Source organism: Streptomyces sp. AC555_RSS877 (assembly GCF_019049245.1).
GTDB lineage: Bacteria > Actinomycetota > Actinomycetes > Streptomycetales > Streptomycetaceae > Streptomyces.
The window spans coordinates 134,898-154,921 of the sequence record NZ_JAGMUK010000060.1 but is presented as its reverse complement, the minus strand read 5'-3'; the positions used below and the strand labels follow the sequence as shown (position 1 = coordinate 154,921).

General features: G+C 70.4%; 18 protein-coding genes. 12 read left to right on the top strand and 6 right to left on the bottom strand.

Features of this window, described 5'->3' with window-relative positions:
- Nucleotides 1-133 precede the first annotated feature (133 nt).
- The 8 genes from ruvC to KUM49_RS27420 all read left to right on the top strand — a co-directional run bounded on the left by ruvC (nucleotide 134) and on the right by KUM49_RS27420 (nucleotide 9,470).
- Complete coding sequence (ruvC, locus tag KUM49_RS27455; RefSeq protein WP_217239639.1) at nucleotides 134-664, top strand: crossover junction endodeoxyribonuclease RuvC; 531 nt, start codon at nucleotides 134-136, stop codon at nucleotides 662-664.
- Nucleotides 661-1,266, top strand: a complete 606-nt coding sequence (gene ruvA / locus KUM49_RS27450; protein ID WP_217239638.1) for a Holliday junction branch migration protein RuvA — start codon at nucleotides 661-663, stop codon at nucleotides 1,264-1,266. The genes ruvC and ruvA overlap by 4 nt, the downstream gene beginning before the upstream one ends.
- Nucleotides 1,267-1,387: 121 nt before the next feature.
- Nucleotides 1,388-2,458: a Holliday junction branch migration DNA helicase RuvB gene (gene ruvB, locus KUM49_RS27445; RefSeq protein WP_217239637.1), complete on the top strand. Its 1,071-nt coding sequence runs from the start codon at nucleotides 1,388-1,390 to the stop codon at nucleotides 2,456-2,458.
- A gap of 165 nt (nucleotides 2,459-2,623) precedes the next feature.
- Nucleotides 2,624-3,133, top strand: coding sequence for a preprotein translocase subunit YajC (yajC, locus tag KUM49_RS27440; RefSeq protein WP_217239636.1), 510 nt, complete (start codon nucleotides 2,624-2,626; stop codon nucleotides 3,131-3,133).
- Nucleotides 3,134-3,265: 132 nt separating this feature from the next.
- Nucleotides 3,266-5,035 (top strand): protein translocase subunit SecD, encoded by a 1,770-nt coding sequence (gene secD, locus KUM49_RS27435; protein WP_217239635.1) that lies wholly within the window; start codon nucleotides 3,266-3,268, stop codon nucleotides 5,033-5,035.
- A 1-nt stretch (nucleotide 5,036) separates the two neighbouring features.
- Nucleotides 5,037-6,155: a protein translocase subunit SecF gene (gene secF / locus KUM49_RS27430; protein WP_217239634.1), complete on the top strand. Its 1,119-nt coding sequence runs from the start codon at nucleotides 5,037-5,039 to the stop codon at nucleotides 6,153-6,155.
- Nucleotides 6,152-6,691: an adenine phosphoribosyltransferase gene (locus KUM49_RS27425; RefSeq protein ID WP_217239633.1), complete on the top strand. Its 540-nt coding sequence runs from the start codon at nucleotides 6,152-6,154 to the stop codon at nucleotides 6,689-6,691. Before secF ends, KUM49_RS27425 begins: the two co-directional genes overlap by 4 nt.
- Before the next feature lie 205 nt (nucleotides 6,692-6,896).
- Nucleotides 6,897-9,470 carry a bifunctional (p)ppGpp synthetase/guanosine-3',5'-bis(diphosphate) 3'-pyrophosphohydrolase gene (locus KUM49_RS27420; protein WP_217239632.1) on the top strand — a complete coding sequence of 858 codons (2,574 nt, stop codon included), beginning with the start codon at nucleotides 6,897-6,899 and terminating at the stop codon, nucleotides 9,468-9,470.
- A gap of 78 nt (nucleotides 9,471-9,548) precedes the next feature.
- Here the strand turns inward: KUM49_RS27420 and KUM49_RS27415 are convergent, their stop codons facing one another.
- Both KUM49_RS27415 and KUM49_RS27410 read right to left on the bottom strand, forming a co-directional pair.
- Nucleotides 9,549-10,778 (bottom strand): DUF349 domain-containing protein, encoded by a 1,230-nt coding sequence (locus KUM49_RS27415; protein WP_217239631.1) that lies wholly within the window; start codon nucleotides 10,776-10,778, stop codon nucleotides 9,549-9,551.
- A 134-nt stretch (nucleotides 10,779-10,912) separates the two neighbouring features.
- A complete protein-coding gene (locus tag KUM49_RS27410) occupies nucleotides 10,913-11,731 on the bottom strand; it encodes a peptidylprolyl isomerase (RefSeq protein ID WP_217239630.1) in 819 nt (272 codons plus the stop codon).
- A gap of 180 nt (nucleotides 11,732-11,911) precedes the next feature.
- On the opposite strand from KUM49_RS27410, the gene KUM49_RS27405 reads away from it, so the two are divergent.
- Together KUM49_RS27405 and hisS are read left to right on the top strand one after the other, a co-directional pair.
- Nucleotides 11,912-12,628 (top strand): MBL fold metallo-hydrolase, encoded by a 717-nt coding sequence (locus KUM49_RS27405; RefSeq protein WP_217239629.1) that lies wholly within the window; start codon nucleotides 11,912-11,914, stop codon nucleotides 12,626-12,628.
- Between the two features lie 11 nt (nucleotides 12,629-12,639).
- Entirely contained in the window at nucleotides 12,640-13,902 is a 1,263-nt protein-coding gene (hisS, locus tag KUM49_RS27400) for a histidine--tRNA ligase (RefSeq protein ID WP_217239628.1), read from the top strand.
- 135 nt (nucleotides 13,903-14,037) lie between these two features.
- Here hisS and KUM49_RS27395 read toward each other — a convergent pair whose 3' ends face one another.
- Genes KUM49_RS27395 through KUM49_RS27380 form a run of 4 tightly spaced genes read right to left on the bottom strand, consistent with a single transcriptional unit; the run spans nucleotide 14,038 to nucleotide 17,574 of the window.
- A complete protein-coding gene (locus tag KUM49_RS27395) occupies nucleotides 14,038-14,664 on the bottom strand; it encodes a response regulator transcription factor (RefSeq protein ID WP_217239627.1) in 627 nt (208 codons plus the stop codon).
- On the bottom strand, nucleotides 14,661-15,890 hold the full coding sequence (locus KUM49_RS27390; protein ID WP_374200205.1) for a sensor histidine kinase: 1,230 nt from the start codon (nucleotides 15,888-15,890) through the stop codon (nucleotides 14,661-14,663). Before KUM49_RS27390 ends, KUM49_RS27395 begins: the two co-directional genes overlap by 4 nt.
- Nucleotides 15,866-16,711, bottom strand: a complete 846-nt coding sequence (locus KUM49_RS27385; RefSeq protein WP_217239625.1) for an ABC transporter permease — start codon at nucleotides 16,709-16,711, stop codon at nucleotides 15,866-15,868. Before KUM49_RS27385 ends, KUM49_RS27390 begins: the two co-directional genes overlap by 25 nt.
- Nucleotides 16,708-17,574, bottom strand: a complete 867-nt coding sequence (locus KUM49_RS27380) for an ABC transporter ATP-binding protein (protein ID WP_217239624.1) — start codon at nucleotides 17,572-17,574, stop codon at nucleotides 16,708-16,710. Before KUM49_RS27380 ends, KUM49_RS27385 begins: the two co-directional genes overlap by 4 nt.
- 144 nt (nucleotides 17,575-17,718) lie before the next feature.
- Here KUM49_RS27380 and KUM49_RS27375 point away from each other — a divergent pair, with 144 nt between their 5' ends.
- Nucleotides 17,719-18,375 (top strand): vitamin K epoxide reductase family protein, encoded by a 657-nt coding sequence (locus KUM49_RS27375; protein WP_217239623.1) that lies wholly within the window; start codon nucleotides 17,719-17,721, stop codon nucleotides 18,373-18,375.
- 69 nt (nucleotides 18,376-18,444) lie between these two features.
- A complete protein-coding gene (locus KUM49_RS27370; protein WP_217239622.1) occupies nucleotides 18,445-19,800 on the top strand; it encodes a replication-associated recombination protein A in 1,356 nt (451 codons plus the stop codon).
- The last annotated feature ends 224 nt before the right edge of the window (nucleotides 19,801-20,024 follow it).

The following is a 20,024-nucleotide window of genomic DNA, read 5'->3' as shown; positions in this document are numbered from 1 at the left end:
CTGCGCGAGCGAACGGTCTCAACGGGCCGACGGGACACGCCCCGTCGGCCCGTCGCCTTGCCGGGCGTCGCTGGCGGCCGTTGTCGGTGGCACCCGATAACCTGCCCAAACAGGCGATCGAAGGGAGGGCGGCGTGCGCGTACTCGGGGTGGACCCCGGACTCACGCGGTGCGGTGTCGGTGTCGTCGAGGGGGTGGCGGGCCAGCCACTCACCATGCTCGCCGTCGGTGTCGTACGGACCCCGGCGGACGCCGAGTTGGGGCAGCGCCTCGTCGCGATCGAGCAGGGCATCGAGCAGTGGCTGGACGAGCACAGGCCCGAATGCGTCGCCGTGGAGCGGGTGTTCAGCCAGCACAACGTCCGGACCGTGATGGGCACCGCCCAGGCCAGTGCTGTCGCCATGCTGTGCGCCGCCCGCCGCGGCATCCCCGTCGCCCTGCACACCCCGAGCGAGGTCAAGGCCGCCGTCACCGGCAGCGGCCGCGCCGACAAGGCCCAGGTCGGCGCCATGGTCACCCGCCTGCTGCGGCTCGGCGCACCGCCGAAGCCGGCCGACGCCGCCGACGCCCTCGCGCTCGCCATCTGCCACATCTGGCGCGCCCCCGCCCAGAACCGACTCCAGCAGGCCGTCGCCCTGCACGCATCGAAAGGCCGTACGGCATGATCGCCTACGTCAGCGGTCCGGTCGCCGCCCTCGCCCCCGACTCCGCGGTGGTCGAGGTGGGCGGGATCGGCATCGCCGTCCAGTGCACGCCGAACACGCTCTCCGGGCTGCGCATGGGCCAGCAGACCAAGCTGGCCACCTCCCTGGTGGTCCGCGAGGACTCACTGACCCTGTACGGCTTCGCGGACGACGACGAGCGGCAGACCTTCGAACTGCTCCAGACCGCCAGTGGCGTCGGACCGCGCCTCGCCCAGGCGATGCTCGCCGTGCACTCGCCGGACGCCCTGCGCCGGGCCGTCTCCACCGGCGACGAGAAGACACTGATCGCCGTCCCCGGCATCGGGAAGAAGGGCGCCCAGAAGCTGCTCCTGGAGCTGAAGGACCGTCTCGGCGAGCCGATCGGCGCGCCTGCGGTGGGCGCCGCGATCAGCACCGGCTGGCGCGACCAGCTGCACGCCGCCCTGATCGGCCTCGGCTACGCGACCCGGGAGGCCGACGAGGCCGTGTCCGCGGTGGCCCCGCAGGCGGAGGCGGCCGGCGGCACGCCCCAGGTCGGACAGCTGCTGAAGGCGGCCCTGCAGAGCCTGAACCGAGCCCGCTGAACGCCGAACCACCGCGCCGTCACGAGACCGCGAGGCACACTCGATGCCGTGTCCTTCGGGAGACGGCCCCGGGACCCACGGCCGACCGACCGACCGGCGCGCCACCGCGAGGAGAACTGCAGTGAACTGGGACGACACGACCGACACCCCCGCCGCCGAGCGGCTCGTCGGCGCGTCAGCCGATGGTGAGGACCAGGCCGTCGAGGCCGCCCTGCGCCCCAAGGACCTCGGCGAGTTCATCGGCCAGGAGAAGGTCCGCGAACAGCTCGACCTCGTCCTGCGCGCCGCCCGCGCGCGGGGCGCCACCGCCGACCACGTGCTGCTCTCCGGCGCCCCCGGCCTCGGCAAGACCACGCTGTCGATGATCATCGCGGCCGAGATGAACGCCCCCATCCGCATCACCAGTGGCCCCGCCATCCAGCACGCCGGCGACCTGGCCGCGATCCTCTCCTCCCTCCAGGAGGGCGAGGTCCTCTTCCTCGACGAGATCCACCGCATGTCCCGGCCGGCCGAGGAGATGCTCTACATGGCGATGGAGGACTTCCGCGTCGACGTCATCGTCGGCAAGGGCCCCGGCGCGACCGCCATCCCGCTCGAACTGCCCCCCTTCACCCTGGTCGGCGCCACCACGCGCGCGGGCCTGCTGCCGCCCCCGCTGCGCGACCGCTTCGGTTTCACCGGGCACATGGAGTTCTACGAGCCCGCCGAACTGGAGCGCGTCATCCACCGCTCGGCGAACCTGCTCGACGTGGAGATCGACGCCGACGGCGCCGCCGAGATCGCCGGCCGCTCCCGCGGCACGCCCCGCATCGCCAACCGTCTGCTGCGCCGCGTGCGCGACTACGCCCAGGTCAAGGCCGACGGCCTGATCACCCGTGACATCGCCCAGGCGGCACTCGCCGTCTACGAGGTCGACGCCCGCGGCCTGGACCGTCTGGACCGCGCGGTTCTGGTGGCCCTGCTCAAGCTGTTCGGCGGCGGCCCGGTCGGCCTGTCGACGCTCGCCGTCGCCGTGGGGGAGGAGCGTGAGACCGTGGAGGAGGTCGCCGAACCCTTCCTCGTCCGGGAGGGGCTGCTCGCCCGCACCCCGCGCGGACGGGTGGGCACGCCCGCCGCGTGGGCGCATCTCGGCCTCACCCCGCCCCGCTCCACGGCCACAGGAAACGGACAACAGGACCTGTTCGGGGCGTGACGACGAGCGTGGTGGCCGAGGTCAGGAACCCTGGTGCCATGCTGAGCGTTGTTCCATGCGCGCGGACTCGCTTAGACTCCGCCGATGCCGCCTTTGTCGGCGGTGTACACACCCCCAACCATCAGGCCGCTCACCATCGCGGTCACGTGAAGGAAGTACCGACCCGTGAGTCTCGTGACCCTCCTCCCGTTCATCGTGCTCATCGGGGCCATGTTCCTGATGACCCGCTCCGCCAAGAAGAAGCAGCAGGCGGCCGCGAACATGCGGAACGAAATGCAGCCCGGCAGTGGCATCCGCACCATCGGGGGGATGTACGCGACGGTCAAGGAAGTCAACGAGGACACGGTCCTCGTCGATGCCGGTCCGGGCGTCGACCTGCTCTTCGCGAAGAACGCAATCGGTGCCGTTCTGTCGGACGACGAGTACAACCGCATCGTCCACGGCGTCGAGCACGACCTGAAGTCCGACTCCGACGTCGTCCCGGACGACGCCTCCTCCCTCACCGAGACCGACGAGCCCGCCGACGCTGCCGCCGCTTCCGACGACAAGCCCGTCGACCTCGGCAAGAAGGACACGGCCGAGGAGACCGCCGAGACCCCGGCCGACACCGAGGCCGCCGAGGCGAAGACGGACGAGGAGCCGAAGAAGACCGACGGCGACTCCGAGGCGAAGTAGCCGCACCCCCGGGCGCCGCGGGCCGGCTCCGCGTGCCCTGGGACGTGCACAGCTCGCACGGGATCCCGACACCAGTCATGGCCGTCCGCCCGCAGATCCGGCGCGAGGCGGCCCGAGAGGGAGTACGAGAAGGTGGCAGCACCTAAGAAGGGCCGGAGCGCGAGCGCCCAGAGCAGGCCAGGGCGCTCGCTGGCCCTCATCCTGATCGCCATCGTGGCGCTCACCGGAGGAATGTTCCTCTCCGGGCACACCACTCCGCGTCTCGGCATCGACCTTGCCGGTGGTACGAGCATCACGCTCCGGGCGGTCCCGGAGGCCGGCCAGGAATCCGCGATCAACAAGACCAACATGGACACAGCGGTCGACATCATGAACCGCCGTGTCAATGGTCTCGGCGTCTCGGAGGCCGAGGTTCAGACCCAGGGCGAGAAGAACATCATCGTCAACATCCCCAAGGGTACGAACTCCGAGGAGGCCCAGAAGCAGGTCGGCACCACCGCCAAGCTGTACTTCCGGCCGGTCCTCACCACCGAGGTCTCGGGCGCGGAAGCGCCGGCCAGCCCGTCGCCGAGCGCCTCCAGCAGCGGCGACAAGGCCACGGACAAGGCGACCTCGTCGTCTTCTCCCTCCGGCTCCACCACCCCGTCGGCGACCCCCACCTCGCAGGGCCGCGCGGTCACCGACGCCCTGAAGGCCGACCCGACGCCGTCGACGAGCGCTTCGGCCTCCGCGAGCGCCAGCCCCTCCCCGTCCGCGAGCAGTGGCGACGCGAGCGCGGCGGCCGGTCAGATCGAGGCCCAGTACGCCGCCCTCGACTGCACGAAGCCGACGGCCCGAGCCAAGGCCGGCGACGGCGCCAAGCCCGGTGACTCCACCGTGGCCTGCGGCCAGAACTCGCAGGGCCAGTGGCAGAAGTACGTCCTGGGCCCGGCCGAGGTCGACGGCACCGACGTGGACGAGGCAAAGGCTGTCCTCAACACGACGACGGGCGCCGGCTGGACCGTCACCATGCAGTTCACGTCCGGCGGCGCCAAGAAGTTCGGCGACATCACCGGCAAGCTGGCCCAGAACCAGCCCCCGCAGAACCAGTTCGCCATCGTCCTCGACGGCGAGGTGGTCTCCGACCCGTCCGTCAGCCAGGCGCTGACCGGTGGCAACGCGGAGATCTCCGGCAACTTCAACCAGGAGTCGGCCGAGAGCCTTGCCAACATGCTGTCGTACGGCGCCCTGCCGCTGACCTTCAAGGAGGACAGCGTCACCACGGTGACCGCCGCGCTCGGTGGCGAGCAGCTGAAGGCCGGTCTGATCGCGGGCGCGATCGGTCTCGCCCTGGTCGTCATCTACCTGGTGGCGTACTACCGCGGCCTGGCGCTCATCGCCGTCGCGTCGCTGCTGGTCTCCGCGGCCCTCACCTACGTGATCATGGCGCTGCTCGGCCCGGGCATCGGCTTCGCGCTGAACCTCCCGGCCGTGTGCGGTGCGATCGTCGCGATCGGCATCACGGCGGACTCGTTCATCGTGTACTTCGAACGGGTCCGGGACGAGATCCGCGAGGGCCGCTCGCTGCGCCCCGCCGTCGAGCGGGCCTGGCCGAGGGCCCGGCGCACCATCCTGGTCTCCGACTTCGTGTCGTTCCTCGCCGCGGCGGTGCTCTTCATCGTCACCGTCGGCAAGGTCCAGGGCTTCGCGTTCACGCTGGGTCTGACCACTCTCCTCGACGTGGTGGTGGTCTTCCTGTTCACCAAGCCGCTGCTGACGCTCGTTTCGCGCAGCACGTTCTTCTCGAGCGGTCACAGCTGGTCCGGCCTCGACCCCAAGCGGCTGGGCGCCAAGCCCCCGCTGCGCCGCACCCGCCGTCCCGCCCAGCCTGCCGCCGGCCCTGTCGACCCGAAGGAGGCGTGAGATGTCGAAGCTCGGCAACCTCGGCGCCCGACTGCACCGTGGCGAGGTCGGCTACGACTTCGTCGGCAACCGCAAGATCTGGTACGGCCTCTCGATCCTGATCACCATCACGGCCATCGTCGGCCTGGCGGTGCGCGGCCTGAACATGGGCATCGAGTTCGAGGGCGGCGCCGTCTTCACCACCCCGAAGAACACGAGCGTCTCGGTGTCGCAGGCGGAGACGTACGCGGAGGATGCCTCCGGGCACGACGCGATCGTCCAGAAGCTCGGCGACGGCAGCCTGCGCATCCAGCTCGCGGGCATCGACACCGACACGTCCGGGCAGATCAAGCAGGAGCTCGCCAAGGACCTGAAGATCGACAGCGAGCAGATCAACGCCGACCTGGTCGGCCCCAGCTGGGGTGACCAGGTCGCCAACAAGGCCTGGCAGGGCCTGGGGATCTTCCTGATCCTGGTCGTGATCTATCTGGCGATCGCCTTCGAGTGGCGCATGGCGATCGCCGCGTTCGTCGCGCTGATCCACGACATCACCATCACGGTCGGCATCTACGCCCTCGTCGGCTTCGAGGTCACGCCGGGCACGGTGATCGGTCTGCTGACCATCCTCGGCTACTCGCTGTACGACACGGTCGTCGTCTTCGACAGCCTCAAGGAACAGACGAAGGACATCACCAAGCAGACCCGCTGGACCTACAGCGACATCGCCAACCGCTCGATCAACAGCACCCTGGTCCGCTCCGTCAACACCACGGTGGTCGCGCTGCTGCCGGTGGCCGGCCTGCTGTTCATCGGTGGCGGTGTCCTCGGCGCCGGCATGCTGAACGACATCTCGCTGTCGCTGTTCGTCGGCCTCGCGGCCGGTGCGTACTCCTCGATCTTCATCGCCACGCCGCTCGTCGCCGACCTCAAGGAGCGCGAGCCGCAGATGAAGGCCCTCAAGAAGCGGGTACTCGCCAAGCGCGCGCAGGCCACCGCCAAGGGCGAGACGCCGGAGAACGAGGTCGTCGACGACCAGTACGACGACGAGCCGGAGGACGCCACCCCCGCGGTCGTCGGCCCGCGCAGCCAGCCCGCGGCCCGCAACCGCGGCCGCGGCCGGCCCTCCGGGAAGCGCCGATGACCGGTATCGAGGAACTGCTGCTCAGCCGGATCCGTGACGTGGCGGACTACCCGGAGCCGGGCGTGATGTTCAAGGACATCACCCCGCTCCTGGCGGACCCGGCGGCGTTCACCGCGCTCACCGACGCCCTCGCCGCGATCGCAGCGGACGCCGGCGCCACGAAGATCGTCGGCCTGGAGGCTCGCGGCTTCATCCTCGGAGCCCCGGTGGCCGTCCGTGCCGGCCTCGGCTTCATTCCCGTGCGCAAGGCGGGCAAGCTCCCCGGAGCCACGCTCAGCCAGGCGTACGACCTGGAGTACGGCTCCGCCGAGATCGAGGTGCACGCCGAGGACCTGAGCGCGGCCGACCGCGTGCTGGTCGTCGACGACGTCCTCGCCACCGGCGGCACGGCCGAGGCGTCGATCCAGCTCATCCGCCGGGCGGGCGCCGAGGTCGCGGGCCTCGCCGTTCTGATGGAGCTGACCTTCCTGGGCGGCCGTGCCCGCCTGGAGCCGTCCCTCGCCGGCGCCCCGCTGAAGGCGCTGCTCAAGGTCTGAGCACCCGTACGAAACCCCTGCGCAAGGCGTGTGCCACCCGCAGGACACCGCAGTGGCGGGCCCGGAGGAATCCGGTGCCCGCCTCTCGCGTTTCACCGGTGGACGGCCCTCACATCGGGCTGAAGGCGATCCTCGGGCGCAGGCTCGCTACCATGGGGTCTCCGGAGCCTGACCGGGGGACCCGGATCGCGCACGAGGAGTCCTCTTGCCAGACGAGGCCCAACACCTGACCGCCGCAAAGCCCGAGTCCGCCTCGGGGCCCGCAGCGAAGCCCGCGCCGACCGACGCGGCCCAGGCGAAGAACGACCCCCGCGGGCCGGTCGAGCACGCCCAGTCGGCGCCCGTCGACAAGTCGGCCGAGCAGACGCGTCCCAAGCCCCTGCCGCCCACCCCCGACGCCGCGCGAGCGGGGGGTGCCCCGGCGCCCCAGCGGGCCACGAACTCGCCCACGGCCCGCCCCACCGCGGGCCAGCCCGCCCGCACCGGCTCCTCCAACCGCGTACGGGCCCGCCTCGCCCGTCTCGGCGTGCAGCGCTCCAACCCGTACAACCCGGTCCTGGAGCCCCTGCTGCGGATAGTCCGCAGCAACGACCCCAAGATCGAGACCGCGACGCTGCGCCAGATCGAGCAGGCCTACCAGGTCGCCGAGCGCTGGCATCGCGGCCAGAAGCGCAAGAGCGGCGACCCGTACATCACGCACCCGCTCGCGGTGACCACGATCCTCGCCGAGCTCGGCATGGACCCCGCCACCCTGATGGCCGGACTCCTGCACGACACCGTCGAGGACACCGAGTACGGCCTCGACCAGCTCCGCCGCGACTTCGGCGACTCCGTGGCCCTGCTGGTCGACGGCGTCACCAAGCTGGACAAGGTCAAGTTCGGCGAGGCCGCGCAGGCCGAGACCGTGCGCAAGATGGTCGTGGCGATGGCCAAGGATCCGCGTGTCCTGGTCATCAAGCTCGCCGACCGCCTGCACAACATGCGCACCATGCGGTACCTCAAGCGCGAGAAGCAGGAGAAGAAGGCGCGCGAGACGCTGGAGATCTACGCGCCGCTCGCCCACCGGCTGGGCATGAACACCATCAAGTGGGAGCTGGAGGACCTCGCCTTCGCGATCCTCTACCCCAAGATGTACGACGAGATCGTCCGCCTGGTCGCCGAGCGCGCCCCCAAGCGCGACGAGTACCTCGCCATAGTGACCGACGAGGTCCAGTCCGACCTGCGCGCCGCCCGCATCAAGGCGACCGTCACCGGCCGCCCGAAGCACTACTACAGCGTCTACCAGAAGATGATCGTCCGCGGACGTGACTTCGCGGAGATTTACGACCTGGTGGGCATCCGTGTCCTGGTCGACACCGTCCGCGACTGTTACGCGGCCCTCGGCACCGTGCACGCGCGATGGAACCCGGTCCCCGGCCGGTTCAAGGACTACATCGCGATGCCCAAGTTCAACATGTACCAGTCGTTGCACACGACGGTCATCGGGCCCAACGGCAAGCCCGTCGAACTGCAGATCCGCACCTTCGACATGCACCGCCGCGCCGAGTACGGCATCGCCGCGCACTGGAAGTACAAGCAGGAGGCCGTCGCCGGCGCCTCCAAGGTGCGCTCCGACCAGCCGAGGACCACCGGCAAGGACGACCACCTCAACGACATGGCGTGGCTGCGCCAGCTCCTGGACTGGCAGAAGGAGACCGAGGACCCCGGCGAGTTCCTGGAGTCCCTGCGCTTCGACCTGTCGCGCAACGAGGTCTTCGTCTTCACGCCGAAGGGCGACGTGATAGCGCTGCCGGCCGGCGCCACGCCCGTGGACTTCTCGTACGCGGTGCACACCGAGGTGGGCCACCGCACCATAGGAGCCCGCGTCAACGGCCGCCTCGTCCCGCTGGAGTCCACCCTGGACAACGGCGACCTGGTGGAGGTCTTCACGTCCAAGGCGGCCGGTGCCGGGCCGTCCCGGGACTGGCTGAACTTCGTGAAGTCGCCGCGCGCCCGCAACAAGATCCGGGCGTGGTTCTCCAAGGAGCGCCGCGACGAGGCGATCGAGCAGGGCAAGGACGCCATCGTCCGCGCCATGCGCAAGCAGAACCTGCCGATCCAGCGCATCCTGACCGGCGACTCCCTGGTCACGCTCGCCCACGAGATGCGCTACCCGGACATCTCCGCGCTGTACGCGGCGATCGGCGAGGGACACGTCTCCGCGCAGAACGTCGTGCAGAAGCTCGTCCAGGCGCTCGGCGGCGAGGAGGCGGCCACCGAGGAGATCGACGAGTCGGTCCCGCCGTCCCGCGGCCGCGGCCGCAAGCGCCGCACCAGCACCGACCCTGGTGTCGTGGTCAAGGGCGTCGACGACGTGTGGGTCAAACTCGCCCGCTGTTGTACGCCCGTCCCCGGCGACCCGATCATAGGATTCGTCACACGCGGTAGTGGAGTATCGGTTCACCGCAGCGACTGCGTGAACGTGGACTCGCTGTCCCGCGAGCCCGAGCGCATCCTCGAGGTCGAGTGGGCGCCCACCCAGTCGTCGGTCTTCCTGGTCGCCATCCAGGTCGAGGCGCTGGACCGCTCCAGGCTCCTGTCGGACGTCACGCGGGTGCTGTCCGACCAGCACGTCAACATCCTGTCCGCGGCCGTCCAGACCTCCCGGGACCGCGTCGCGACCTCCCGCTTCACTTTCGAGATGGGCGACCCGAAGCACCTGGGGCACGTCCTGAAGGCGGTCAGGGGAGTCGAGGGCGTGTACGACGTGTACCGGGTGACGTCGGCCCGCAGCAGGTAGGCACCGGCACCACGCACGAAGTGGGGCTCCCGAACCGGCAAGGTTCGGGAGCCCCACTTCGTACCTGCGTGGCGAGAGTCAGCCGCCGAACTCCTGCAGACCCTTCAGCGCCTGGTCCAGCAGGGCCTGGCGGCCCTCCAGCTCCCTCGCGAGCTTGTCGGCCCTGGCGTTGTTGCCCTGGGACCGCGCCTGCTCGATCTGGCCCTGCAGCTTGTCGACCGCCGCCTGGAGCTGGCCGGTCAGACCTTCGGCACGCGCGCGTGCCTCCGGGTTCGACCGGCGCCACTCGCTCTCCTCGGCCTCCTGGAGGGCCCGCTCGACCGCGTGCATCCGGCCCTCGACCTTCGGCCGCGCGTCACGCGGGACGTGACCGATGGCCTCCCAGCGCTCGTTGAGCGAGCGGAACGCGGCACGCGCGCTCTTGAGGTCACCGATCGGCAGGAGCTTCTCGGCCTCCTCGGCCAGCTCCTCCTTCAGCTTCAGGTTCTCGGACTGCTCGGCGTCCCGCTCGGCGAAGACCGAGCTGCGGGCGGCGAAGAAGACGTCCTGGGCGCCGCGGAAGCGGTTCCACAGGTCGTCCTCGTGCTCGCGCTGGGCGCGTCCCGCGGCCTTCCACTCGGCCATCAGCTCGCGGTAGCGCGCGGCCGTCGGCCCCCAGTCCGTCGAGCCGGACATCGCCTCGGCCTCGCCGACCAGGCGCTCCTTGGTCTTCCGGGCCTCCTCGCGCTGCGCGTCCAGCGACGCGAAGTGCGCCTTGCGGCGCTTGGAGAACGCCGAACGGGCGTGGGAGAAGCGGTGCCACAGCTCGTCGTCCGACTTGCGGTCCAGGCGCGGCAGGCCCTTCCAGGTGTCCACCAGGGCGCGCAGCCGCTCACCGGCCGCCCGCCACTGGTCCGACTGCGCCAGCTCCTCCGCCTCGGTGACCAGCGCCTCCTTGGCGTGACGCGCCTCGTCGGACTGCTTCGCGCGCTGCTGCTTGCGCTCTTCGCGACGCTTCTCGACGGTCTCCACGAGCGCGTCCAGCCGGACCCGCAGGGCGTCCAGGTCGCCGACCGCGTGGTGCGCGTCGACCTGCTCGCGGATGTGGTCGATCGCGGCCTGCGCGTCCTTCGCCGACAGATCGGTGGTCTTGACTCGCTTCTCGAGGAGGCCGATCTCGACCACCAGGCCCTCGTACTTGCGCTCGAAGTAGGCCAGTGCCTCGTCAGGGGAACCGGCCTGCCAGGAACCGACGACCTGCTCGCCGTCGGCCGTACGCACGTACACGGTCCCCGTCTCGTCGACGCGGCCCCACGGGTCGCTGCTCACAGCGCCTCCTCCACATGATGCCTGCGAGGGCCTCAGCGCCCCCGAGCATCGTCCACAGTTTCGTCACGGCCAACATAGGCGACCGGCGGGTTGCCTGTCCGCATCCCGCGCGACCGAAATTTCGCAGTTGGGGGTCAGGATTTGGTGACGGTTGCCTTGTTGATGACGACCGTTGCGTTGGGCGCTCCGTCGCCCGCTCCGGTGCTCTCTCCGGCGGCGGCGATCTTCTTCAGAACCTTCATGCCGCCTTCCGAAATCGTGCCGAACGGTGTGTAGCTGGGCGGCAACTGGCTGTCCTGGTAGACGAGGAAGAACTGGCTGCCGCCGGTGTGTGCCTGGCCGGTGTTCGCCATCGCGACCGTGCCCGCCGGATAGACGTTGTCCTTCAGGGATTTGTCCTTCAGGTTCTCGTCCGGGATCGTGTAACCGGGGCCGCCGCTGCCGGAGCCGGTCGGGTCGCCGCACTGCAGCACGTAGATGCCGTTGGTGGTGAGCCGGTGGCACTTGGTGTGGTCGAAGTAGCCCTTGCCGGCGAGGAAGCTGAACGAGTTCACGGTGTGCGGCGCGGCCGACGTCTTCATCGCGATGTCTATGTCACCGCACGTCGTCGCCAACGTCATCGTGTACTTCGCCGACTTGTCGATGGTGACCGCCGGCTCCTTCTTCCAGGTCGCCGTCTTGACCTTGCCGGCGGCGGCCTTCTCGCACGGGTCCGGCGCCTTGCTGGTCGGCGCCGCGCTCGGAGTCGTCTCGGAGCTCGCGTTGGTCTTGTCGTCGTCCTTGAGGGCGCCGGTCGTGTACAGCGCGAGGCTGCCGATCACGACCACGCCGAGCACGGACGCGATCACCGAGTTGCGCATGCGCGCCTTGCGTCGCGCGGATGTGCGCCGCTGCTGCTGCCGCAAGAACTTCTCCCGGGCAAGCTGCCGCTTCCGCTGTTCCTGGGTGACCACCGGATTCTCTCCTCATGCGTCTCGTACGCCTGCTGGGACGCGTGCGTCTTGTGAGCCGACCGCCTGCGTGTGCCCCGTACCGTATATGGGTTCGCTGAGGAATCGGCAGCGCCGGTAGGCTCTGACCACAGGCGCAGCCATTCCGAAGCCCGCCCGTATCGACACAAACGAAGGACGATCGTGCTCATTGCCGGGTTCCCCGCCGGGGCCTGGGGGACGAACTGTTATCTCGTCGCCCCCGCCGCCGGTGAGGAGTGCGTGATCATCGACCCCGGCCACCAGGCCGCCCAGGGAGTCGAGGAGACGCTGAAGAAGCATCGGCTCAAGCCCGTCGCCGTCGTCCTCACGCACGGCCACATCGATCACGTGGCCTCGGTCGTCCCGGTGTGCGGCGCGCACGGCGTACCGGCGTGGATCCACCCCGAGGACCGGTACATGATGACCGACCCGTCGATGGGTCTCGGCCGGTCGATCGGGACGCAGCTGATGGGCGAGCTGACCGTGGGGGAGCCGGACGACGTCAAGGAGCTGACCGACGGCGCGAGGCTGGAGCTCGCGGGCCTCGAGCTGTCCGTCGCGCACGCGCCCGGCCATACCAAGGGGTCGGTGACCTTCGGGATGCCCGAGGCCGCGGACATCCCGCCGGTCTTCTTCTCGGGCGACCTGCTGTTCGCCGGCTCCATCGGACGCACCGACCTGCCCGGCGGTGACATGGACGAGATGCTCGACTCGCTGGCCCGTGTGTGCCTGCCGCTCGAGGACTCGACCGTGGTGCTGTCCGGTCACGGCCCCCAGACGACCATCGGCCAGGAGCGCGCCACCAACCCGTATCTGCGGCAGGTGGCCGCGGGCCGCGAGGAACGCGGCAGCGTGGACGCTCCCCGACGAGGAATGTGACGAGACCTTCCGTGAGCACCTTCAAGGCCCCCAAGGGCACGTACGACCTGATCCCCCCGGACAGCGCCAAGTTCCTGGCGGTCCGTGAGGCGATCGCCGCGCCGCTGCGCAACTCCGGCTACGGCTACATCGAGACGCCCGGCTTCGAGAACGTCGAACTGTTCGCGCGCGGTGTCGGCGAGTCCACCGACATCGTCACGAAGGAGATGTACGCCTTCGAGACCAAGGGCGGCGACCAGCTCGCCCTGCGCCCCGAGGGCACGGCCTCCGTGCTGCGGGCCGCGCTCGAGGCCAACCTGCACAAGGCGGGCAACCTCCCGGTCAAGCTCTGGTACTCCGGCTCGTACTACCGATACGAGCGTCCCCAGAAGGGCCGTTACCGTCACTTCTCCCAGGTCGGTGCCGAGGCGATCGGCGCCGAGGACCCGGCGCTGGACGCCGAGCTGATCATCCTGGCCGACCAGGCGTACCGCTCGCTGGGCCTGCGCGGCTTCCGGATCCTGCTGAACAGCCTGGGCGACAAGGAGTGCCGTCCGGTGTACCGGGCCGCCCTGCAGGACTTCCTGCGCGGCCAGGACCTGGACGAGGAGACGCTGCGCCGCGCCGACATCAACCCGCTGCGGGTCCTGGACGACAAGCGCCCCGACGTCCAGAAGCAGCTCACCGACGCCCCGATCCTGCGCGACTACCTGTGTGACGCCTGCAAGGCGTACCACGAGGAGGTGCGCGAGCTGATCACGGCCGCGGGCGTCTCCTTCGAGGACGACCCGAGGCTGGTGCGCGGCCTGGACTACTACACCCGTACGACCTTCGAGTTCGTCCACGACGGTCTCGGTTCCCAGTCCGCGGTGGGCGGCGGCGGCCGCTACGACGGCCTGTCCGAGATGATCGGCGGTCCCGCGCTGCCGTCCGTCGGCTGGGCGCTGGGTGTCGACCGCACGGTCCTGGCCCTGGAGGCGGAGGGCGTCGAGCTGGAACTCCCTGCCCTCACCAGCGTGTTCGCGGTGCCGCTCGGCGAGGAGGCCCGCCGGGTGCTGTTCGCCAAGGTCACCGAGCTGCGCAAGGTGGGTATCGCCGCGGACTTCTCCTACGGCGCCAAGGGGCTGAAGGGCGCCATGAAGAACGCCAACCGCAGTGGCGCCCGCTACACCGTCGTCGCCGGCGAACGCGACCTCGCCGAGGGCGTCGTCCAGCTCAAGGACATGGAGTCCGGCGAGCAGACGGCGGTCGGGGTCAACGAGATCGTGGCGGAACTGGAGTCGAGGCTGGGCTGAGGGGGGTGCGCGCGGGGGTTTTCTTCGCCCCCGCCGCCCCTTCCCGTCCCTGGGGGCTGCCGCCCCCAGACCTCCGCTTCGGCCTGAACGGCCTCGTCCTCAACGCCGGACGGGCTGGAAGGAGCTGAGCGGCCCTCATTGGTCCAGCAGGCCGTGCCGCATCGCGCTCGTCACCGCCGCCGTCCGGTCGTCCACCCCCAACTTGCCGAAGGCCCGCAGCAGATGGGTCTTCACCGTCGACTCGCCGATGAACAACCGGCGCCCGATCTCCGCGTTCGTGCAGCCCTCCGCCACCAGCCGCAGGACCGCCGTCTCACGCTCCGACAACCGTGGTCGTTCCGGCCTCGTGCGGAGCCGGTCCACCAGCCGGGCCGCCACCGACGGCGCCAGCACGGTCTCGCCCCGGGCCGCAGCCCGCACCGCCTCCGCCAGCTCCGCGCGCGGCAGATCCTTCAGCAGGTAACCCGCCGCTCCCGCCTCCACGGCCCGCAGGATGTCCCGGTCCGTCTCGTACGTCGTCAGGACGATCACCCGGCACGGCAGGTCCGCCTCGCTCATCCGCACGATGGAGTCCACGCCCCCGCCGCCCGGCATCCGCAGGTCCATCAGCACGATGTCGGGCCGCAAGGCGGCGGCCAGTGCCTCCGCCTGCGGCCCGCTGGACGCGTCGGCGACCACCTCCAGATCCGGTTCCGCGCTCAGCATCGCCCGCAGTCCCTCCCGAACGACGGGATGGTCGTCGGCCAGGATGATCCGGATCACGGTGAGCTCCTCGGGGGTGGGACGGGCAGGCGGACGGTCACCGTCGTGCCGGCGCCGGGGGCACTGCGCACCTGGGCCGTCCCGCCCGCCTCGACGACCCGGGCCCGCAACCCCGCCAGACCGTAGCCGTCGGCACCGGTGCCGACGGCGGACGGGTCGAAGCCGCAGCCGTCGTCGCGTACGGACACGGTGAGCGTGTCGTCGGTGTACCCGAGGGTGATGCCGACCGACGTCGGACTCCCCGCGTGTTTGCGGGTGTTGGCCAGCGCCTCCTGACAGGCGCGGAGGGCGACCACCTCGGGACCGGCGGGGAGGGGACGCAGCGGACCGGTCACCTCCAGTGTCGCCTCGTGGCGGGCGGCCAGTCTGCGCAGCGCGTCCGGCAGGGAGGCGCCGGCCAGGTCCGCGGGCCCGCCCCCGGCGACCAGGGCGCGGGCCTCGGCGAGGTTCAGCCGGGCCGTCTCGTCCATCAGCGCCAGATGCCGGCGGGCCTGGGACACGTCGTGGTCGAGCTCCGCCTCGACGGCCTGCACCAGCATCAGCAGGCTGGTGAAGCCCTGCGCGAGCGTGTCGTGGATCTCCCGGGCCATCCGCTCCCGCTCGGCCAGGGCGCCGTGCGCGGCCGACAGCCGGGAGACCTCGTGGCGGCTCGCGTCGAGTTCGGCGATCAGCTCGGCCCGCTCCTGGCTCTGCTCGATGATCCGGATGACCCAGGTGCCGAGGGCCACCGAGAAGACGAGGGTGACCACGGCGAACAGCCCGTTGAAGAAGACGTCCTGGTCGCTCGGCCACCACAGCAGGGCCCAGCCGGCCACGGGCGCGAGATTGATGACGGCCACCGCCGTCAGTGCCCGCCGGATCCGCAACGACATGAAGCACTGGGGGACCAGCGCGAAGGTCATCAGCCGGGTCTCGCCCACGAGGATCGCCGACGGCAGGAACAGCGCCATCGCCGCCACCAGGTAGCCGAGCGCCTGTCGTTCCTCGGGCGGATCGCCCCGCAGGATGGGCCGCCCCACCCACACGAACAGGGGGATGAGAGGCACGAGCAGCGCCGCCGCGGCGAGGCGGACCGGCCACCCCGGGTTCGCCGTGCCGAGCACGAACACCAGGGTGGCCAGCCAGATGAGCGCGAAGTAGGTGTCCCAGATCCGGAACGACCGCGCCCAGGTGTAGGCGCCGACGACATCGTCCGGGTCGGTCACCCGTCGCGCCGGTTCTTCCACCGGAAGGTCAGCAGACACAGCAGCAATCCTCCGACGCACCACGCCCCCAGCACCAGGGCGATCCGTCCGAACTCCCAGTCCCCGGCCTGCTCCAGGACCTGCGCCGACTCCGGAAGGAACACACCGCGCAGGCCCTGGCACATCCACTTCAGCGGGAACAGCGCGCCGATGTTCAGCATCCAGCCCGGGATGGTGTCGATCGCGATGTACACCCCGGAGATGAACTGCAGGACCAGGAACGGGAGAACCACCACGGAGGTCGCGCTCTTGCCGGTCTTCGGGACCGAACTGATCGCGATCCCGAGCAGCGAGCACGCCGTCAGACCGAGAACGAAGATCCAGGCGAAGTCGAGCCACCGCCCCGCGTCCGAGGGCAGATCGATGTCGTAGAAGGCCGTGCCGACGAGCAGCAGGATCGCGGTCTCCAGCAGACCGGTGACCAGAACCAGCCAGATCTTGCCGAGGAAGTACGCCGCCGGAGGCATCGGCGTGCCGCGCAGCCGCCGCAGCACCTTCTCGTCCCGCTCGATGGCGATCGAGACGCCGAGGGACTGGAAACTCGTCGACATGATGCCGGCGGCCATCATCGCCGGGACGTACAGCTGCGAGGCGTTGATGCCCGCGCCCCGGACGTCGTCGCGGAAGATCGACGCGAAGAGGAACAGGAACACCACCGGGAAGGCGAAGGTGAACACCACGTGGTCGCGCTGCCGGAAGAACTGCCGGAGCTCCAGGGCGCCGCGCCCGAGACCGATGCCCCAGACACCGGGCAGGCGCTCGTCGGGCGCCTGCGACCGTGGTCGTACGGCGGTCGTGGTCATCGCGCGTCCTCCTGTCCGGTCAGCCGGAGATAGACGTCCTCCAGCGTGGGGCGGCTCACCCGCAGCCCCGGGATCTCGCCGTCGAAGCGGCTCATGAGCGCGCCGACCGTCCTGGTCGGCGTGTCCGTGCGTTCCGTGCGCGGGGTGCCGTCCGGGTCGGTCCACGCGACGGTGGCGCCCGTGCCGTACCGCTCCCGCAGGCCCGCCGGATCGCCCTCGGCGACGACCCGCCCCCGGGCGACGACCGCCAGCCGGTCCGCGAGGGCCTCCACCTCCTCCAGGTAGTGCGTGGTCAGCACGATGGTCGTGCCCTCGGCGGAGAGCTTGCGGATCAGGTCCCAGAACTGGCGGCGCGCCGCCGGGTCGAATCCCGTCGTCGGCTCGTCCAGGAGCAGCAGCTCGGGGCCGCCGATCACTCCGAGCGCGACGTCGAGCCTTCGGCGCTGCCCCCCGGAGAGGGCCTTGATCCGGCTGCCCGCCTTGGCCTGCAGACCGACCAGGCCGATGACCTCCTCCGGGTCCCGGGGCCTTGGGTAGTAGCGGGCGAAGTGCCGCACTGTCTCGCGGACCGTCAACTCGGCGGGCGCGGATTCGTCCTGCCAGACGATTCCGACGCGTGAGCGCCACGCGCGTGTGCCGTGCGCCGGATCCGCCCCCAGCACGGACACCTCGCCCGCGTCCCTGCCGCGGTTGCCCTGAAGGATCTCCACCGTCGTGCTCTTGCCCGCCCCGTTGGGTCCCAGCAGGCCGAAGACCTCTCCGCTGCGGATACCGAGATCGATGCCGTCGACGGCGGTCACGTCGCCGTACCGCTTGCGCAGCCCTCGTACGTCCACAGCGAGTTCGTTCGCGTGTGCAGTCATGCCGACGAGCCTCGTCCGGAACCGAGCGCTCCGGGACGACCGTGCGTACGTCCTTACGTCCACCGAACGGTGGACACACGCCTGCGTACGGCACAATGAGCGGTGTCCGCGGAAGGTCCAACTCTCAGTGATGGAATCGGCGTGATGAGCAAGACGACAGTCAAGGACGTCTCCACCGAACCGGGGCCGGAGCGCGCCGAGGCCGCCCCGCGGTCGGTGGGCGGCAGCCGTGCGTTCGCGCTGCTGCTCGTGATCACCGGTGCGGCGGGTCTGCTCGCGGCCTGGGTCATCACGATCGACAAGTTCAAGCTGCTCGAGGCCAAGGTCGAGGGCAAGTCCTTCACGCCCGGCTGCAGCCTGAACCCCGTCGTCTCCTGCGGCAGCGTGATGGAGAGCGACCAGGCCTCGGCCTTCGGCTTCCCCAACCCGATGCTCGGCCTCGTCGCCTACGGCATCGTCATCGCCGTCGGCATGAGCCTGCTCGCCCGCGCCCGCTTCCCGCGCTGGTACTGGCTCACCCTCAACGCCGGCACCCTCTTCGGCGCCGGATTCTGCGCCTGGCTGATGTTCCAGTCCCTGTACCGCATCAACGCGCTGTGCCTGTGGTGCTGCCTGGCCTGGGTCGCGACGATCATCATGTTCTGGTACGTGACCTCGTTCAACATCCGCAACGACCTCCTGCCCGCCCCGCACTGGCTGAAGAGCTTCTTCGGCGAGTTCACCTGGGTCATGCCGGTCCTGCACATCGGCATCATCGGCATGCTGATCCTGACCCGCTGGTGGGACTTCTGGACCAGCTGACCGCCCGGGGACCGGGGCCCTCCGACGGCCCCGACCGGATTGTCAGCGGTGTGACATAGGGTTTTCCTCGTGGAGCCCGACCTGTTCACCGCCGCAGCAGAAGAACGCCAGGAGAAGGACCCGTCCAGCAGCCCCCTGGCGGTCCGGATGCGCCCGCGCACCCTCGACGAGGTCGTGGGCCAGCAGCACCTGCTGAAGCCGGGCTCCCCCCTGCGCAGACTGGTCGGCGAGGGCGCCGGCGGCCCCGCCGGGCCCTCCTCGGTGATCCTCTGGGGCCCGCCCGGCACCGGCAAGACCACCCTGGCCTACGTCGTCTCCAAGGCGACCAACAAGCGCTTCGTGGAACTGTCGGCGATCACCGCCGGCGTCAAGGAGGTCCGCTCGGTCATCGACGGAGCCCGCCGCGCCACCGGTGGCTACGGCAAGGAGACCGTCCTCTTCCTCGACGAGATCCACCGCTTCAGCAAGGCCCAGCAGGACTCCCTGCTCCCGGCCGTCGAGAACCGCTGGGTGACCCTGATCGCGGCGACCACCGAGAACCCGTACTTCTCGATCATCTCCCCGCTGCTGTCCCGCTCCCTCCTCCTCACCCTCGAACCCCTCACCGACGACGACCTGCGTTCCCTGGTCCGGCGTGCGGTGGGCGACGAGCGCGGACTCAAGGACGCCGTCACCCTCCCCGAGGACACCGAGAACCACCTGCTGCGCATCGCCGGCGGCGACGCGCGGCGCGCCCTGACCGCCCTGGAGGCCGCGGCCGGGGCCGCCCTCGACAAGGGCGAGACGGAGGTCGGCCTCCAGACACTCGAGGAGACCGTCGACCGAGCCGCCGTGAAGTACGACCGGGACGGCGACCAGCACTACGACGTGGCCAGTGCCCTCATCAAGTCGATCCGCGGCTCCGACGTCGACGCGGCCCTGCACTACCTGGCCCGCATGATCGAGGCCGGCGAGGATCCCCGCTTCATCGCCCGCCGCCTGATGATCTCCGCCAGTGAGGACATCGGCCTCGCCGACCCGAACGCCCTGCCGATCGCGGTCGCCGCCGCCCAGGCAGTCGCCATGATCGGCTTCCCCGAGGCCGCCCTCACCCTCAGCCACGCCACCATCGCCCTCGCCCTGGCCCCCAAGTCCAACGCCGCGACCACGGCGATCGGCGCCGCCCTGGACGACGTGCGAAAGGGACTGGCCGGTGCCGTGCCGCCGCATCTGCGCGACGGGCACTACAAGGGCGCCGCCAAGCTCGGCCACGCGCAGGGATACGTGTACCCGCACGACCTGCCCGAGGGCATCGCCCCCCAGCAGTACGCCCCGGACGCCATCCAGGACCGCGAGTACTACACCCCCACCCGGCACGGCGCCGAGGCCCGGTACGCGGACGCGGTGGAGTGGACCAGGAAGCACCTCGGTCGCAAGCGGCCTTGAGCACCCTGTAGACTCGCCCGAAGTGCTGCGTCCCGTGTCCGGCCCAGGCCGGTTCACCAGAACGGGACATCCAGCCGGAGGCCTGGTCCGCCAGGATCTCCAGGAGCGTCGCGCACCGTCGAACGGTGTCGCGGGCAGCCCACCACCACCCGGATTCCCGGGAGAGGCCGGTGGGCCACTCGCGTGCTGCACGTTGTGCCCAGACCAGGGAGCGGCTGCCCGGC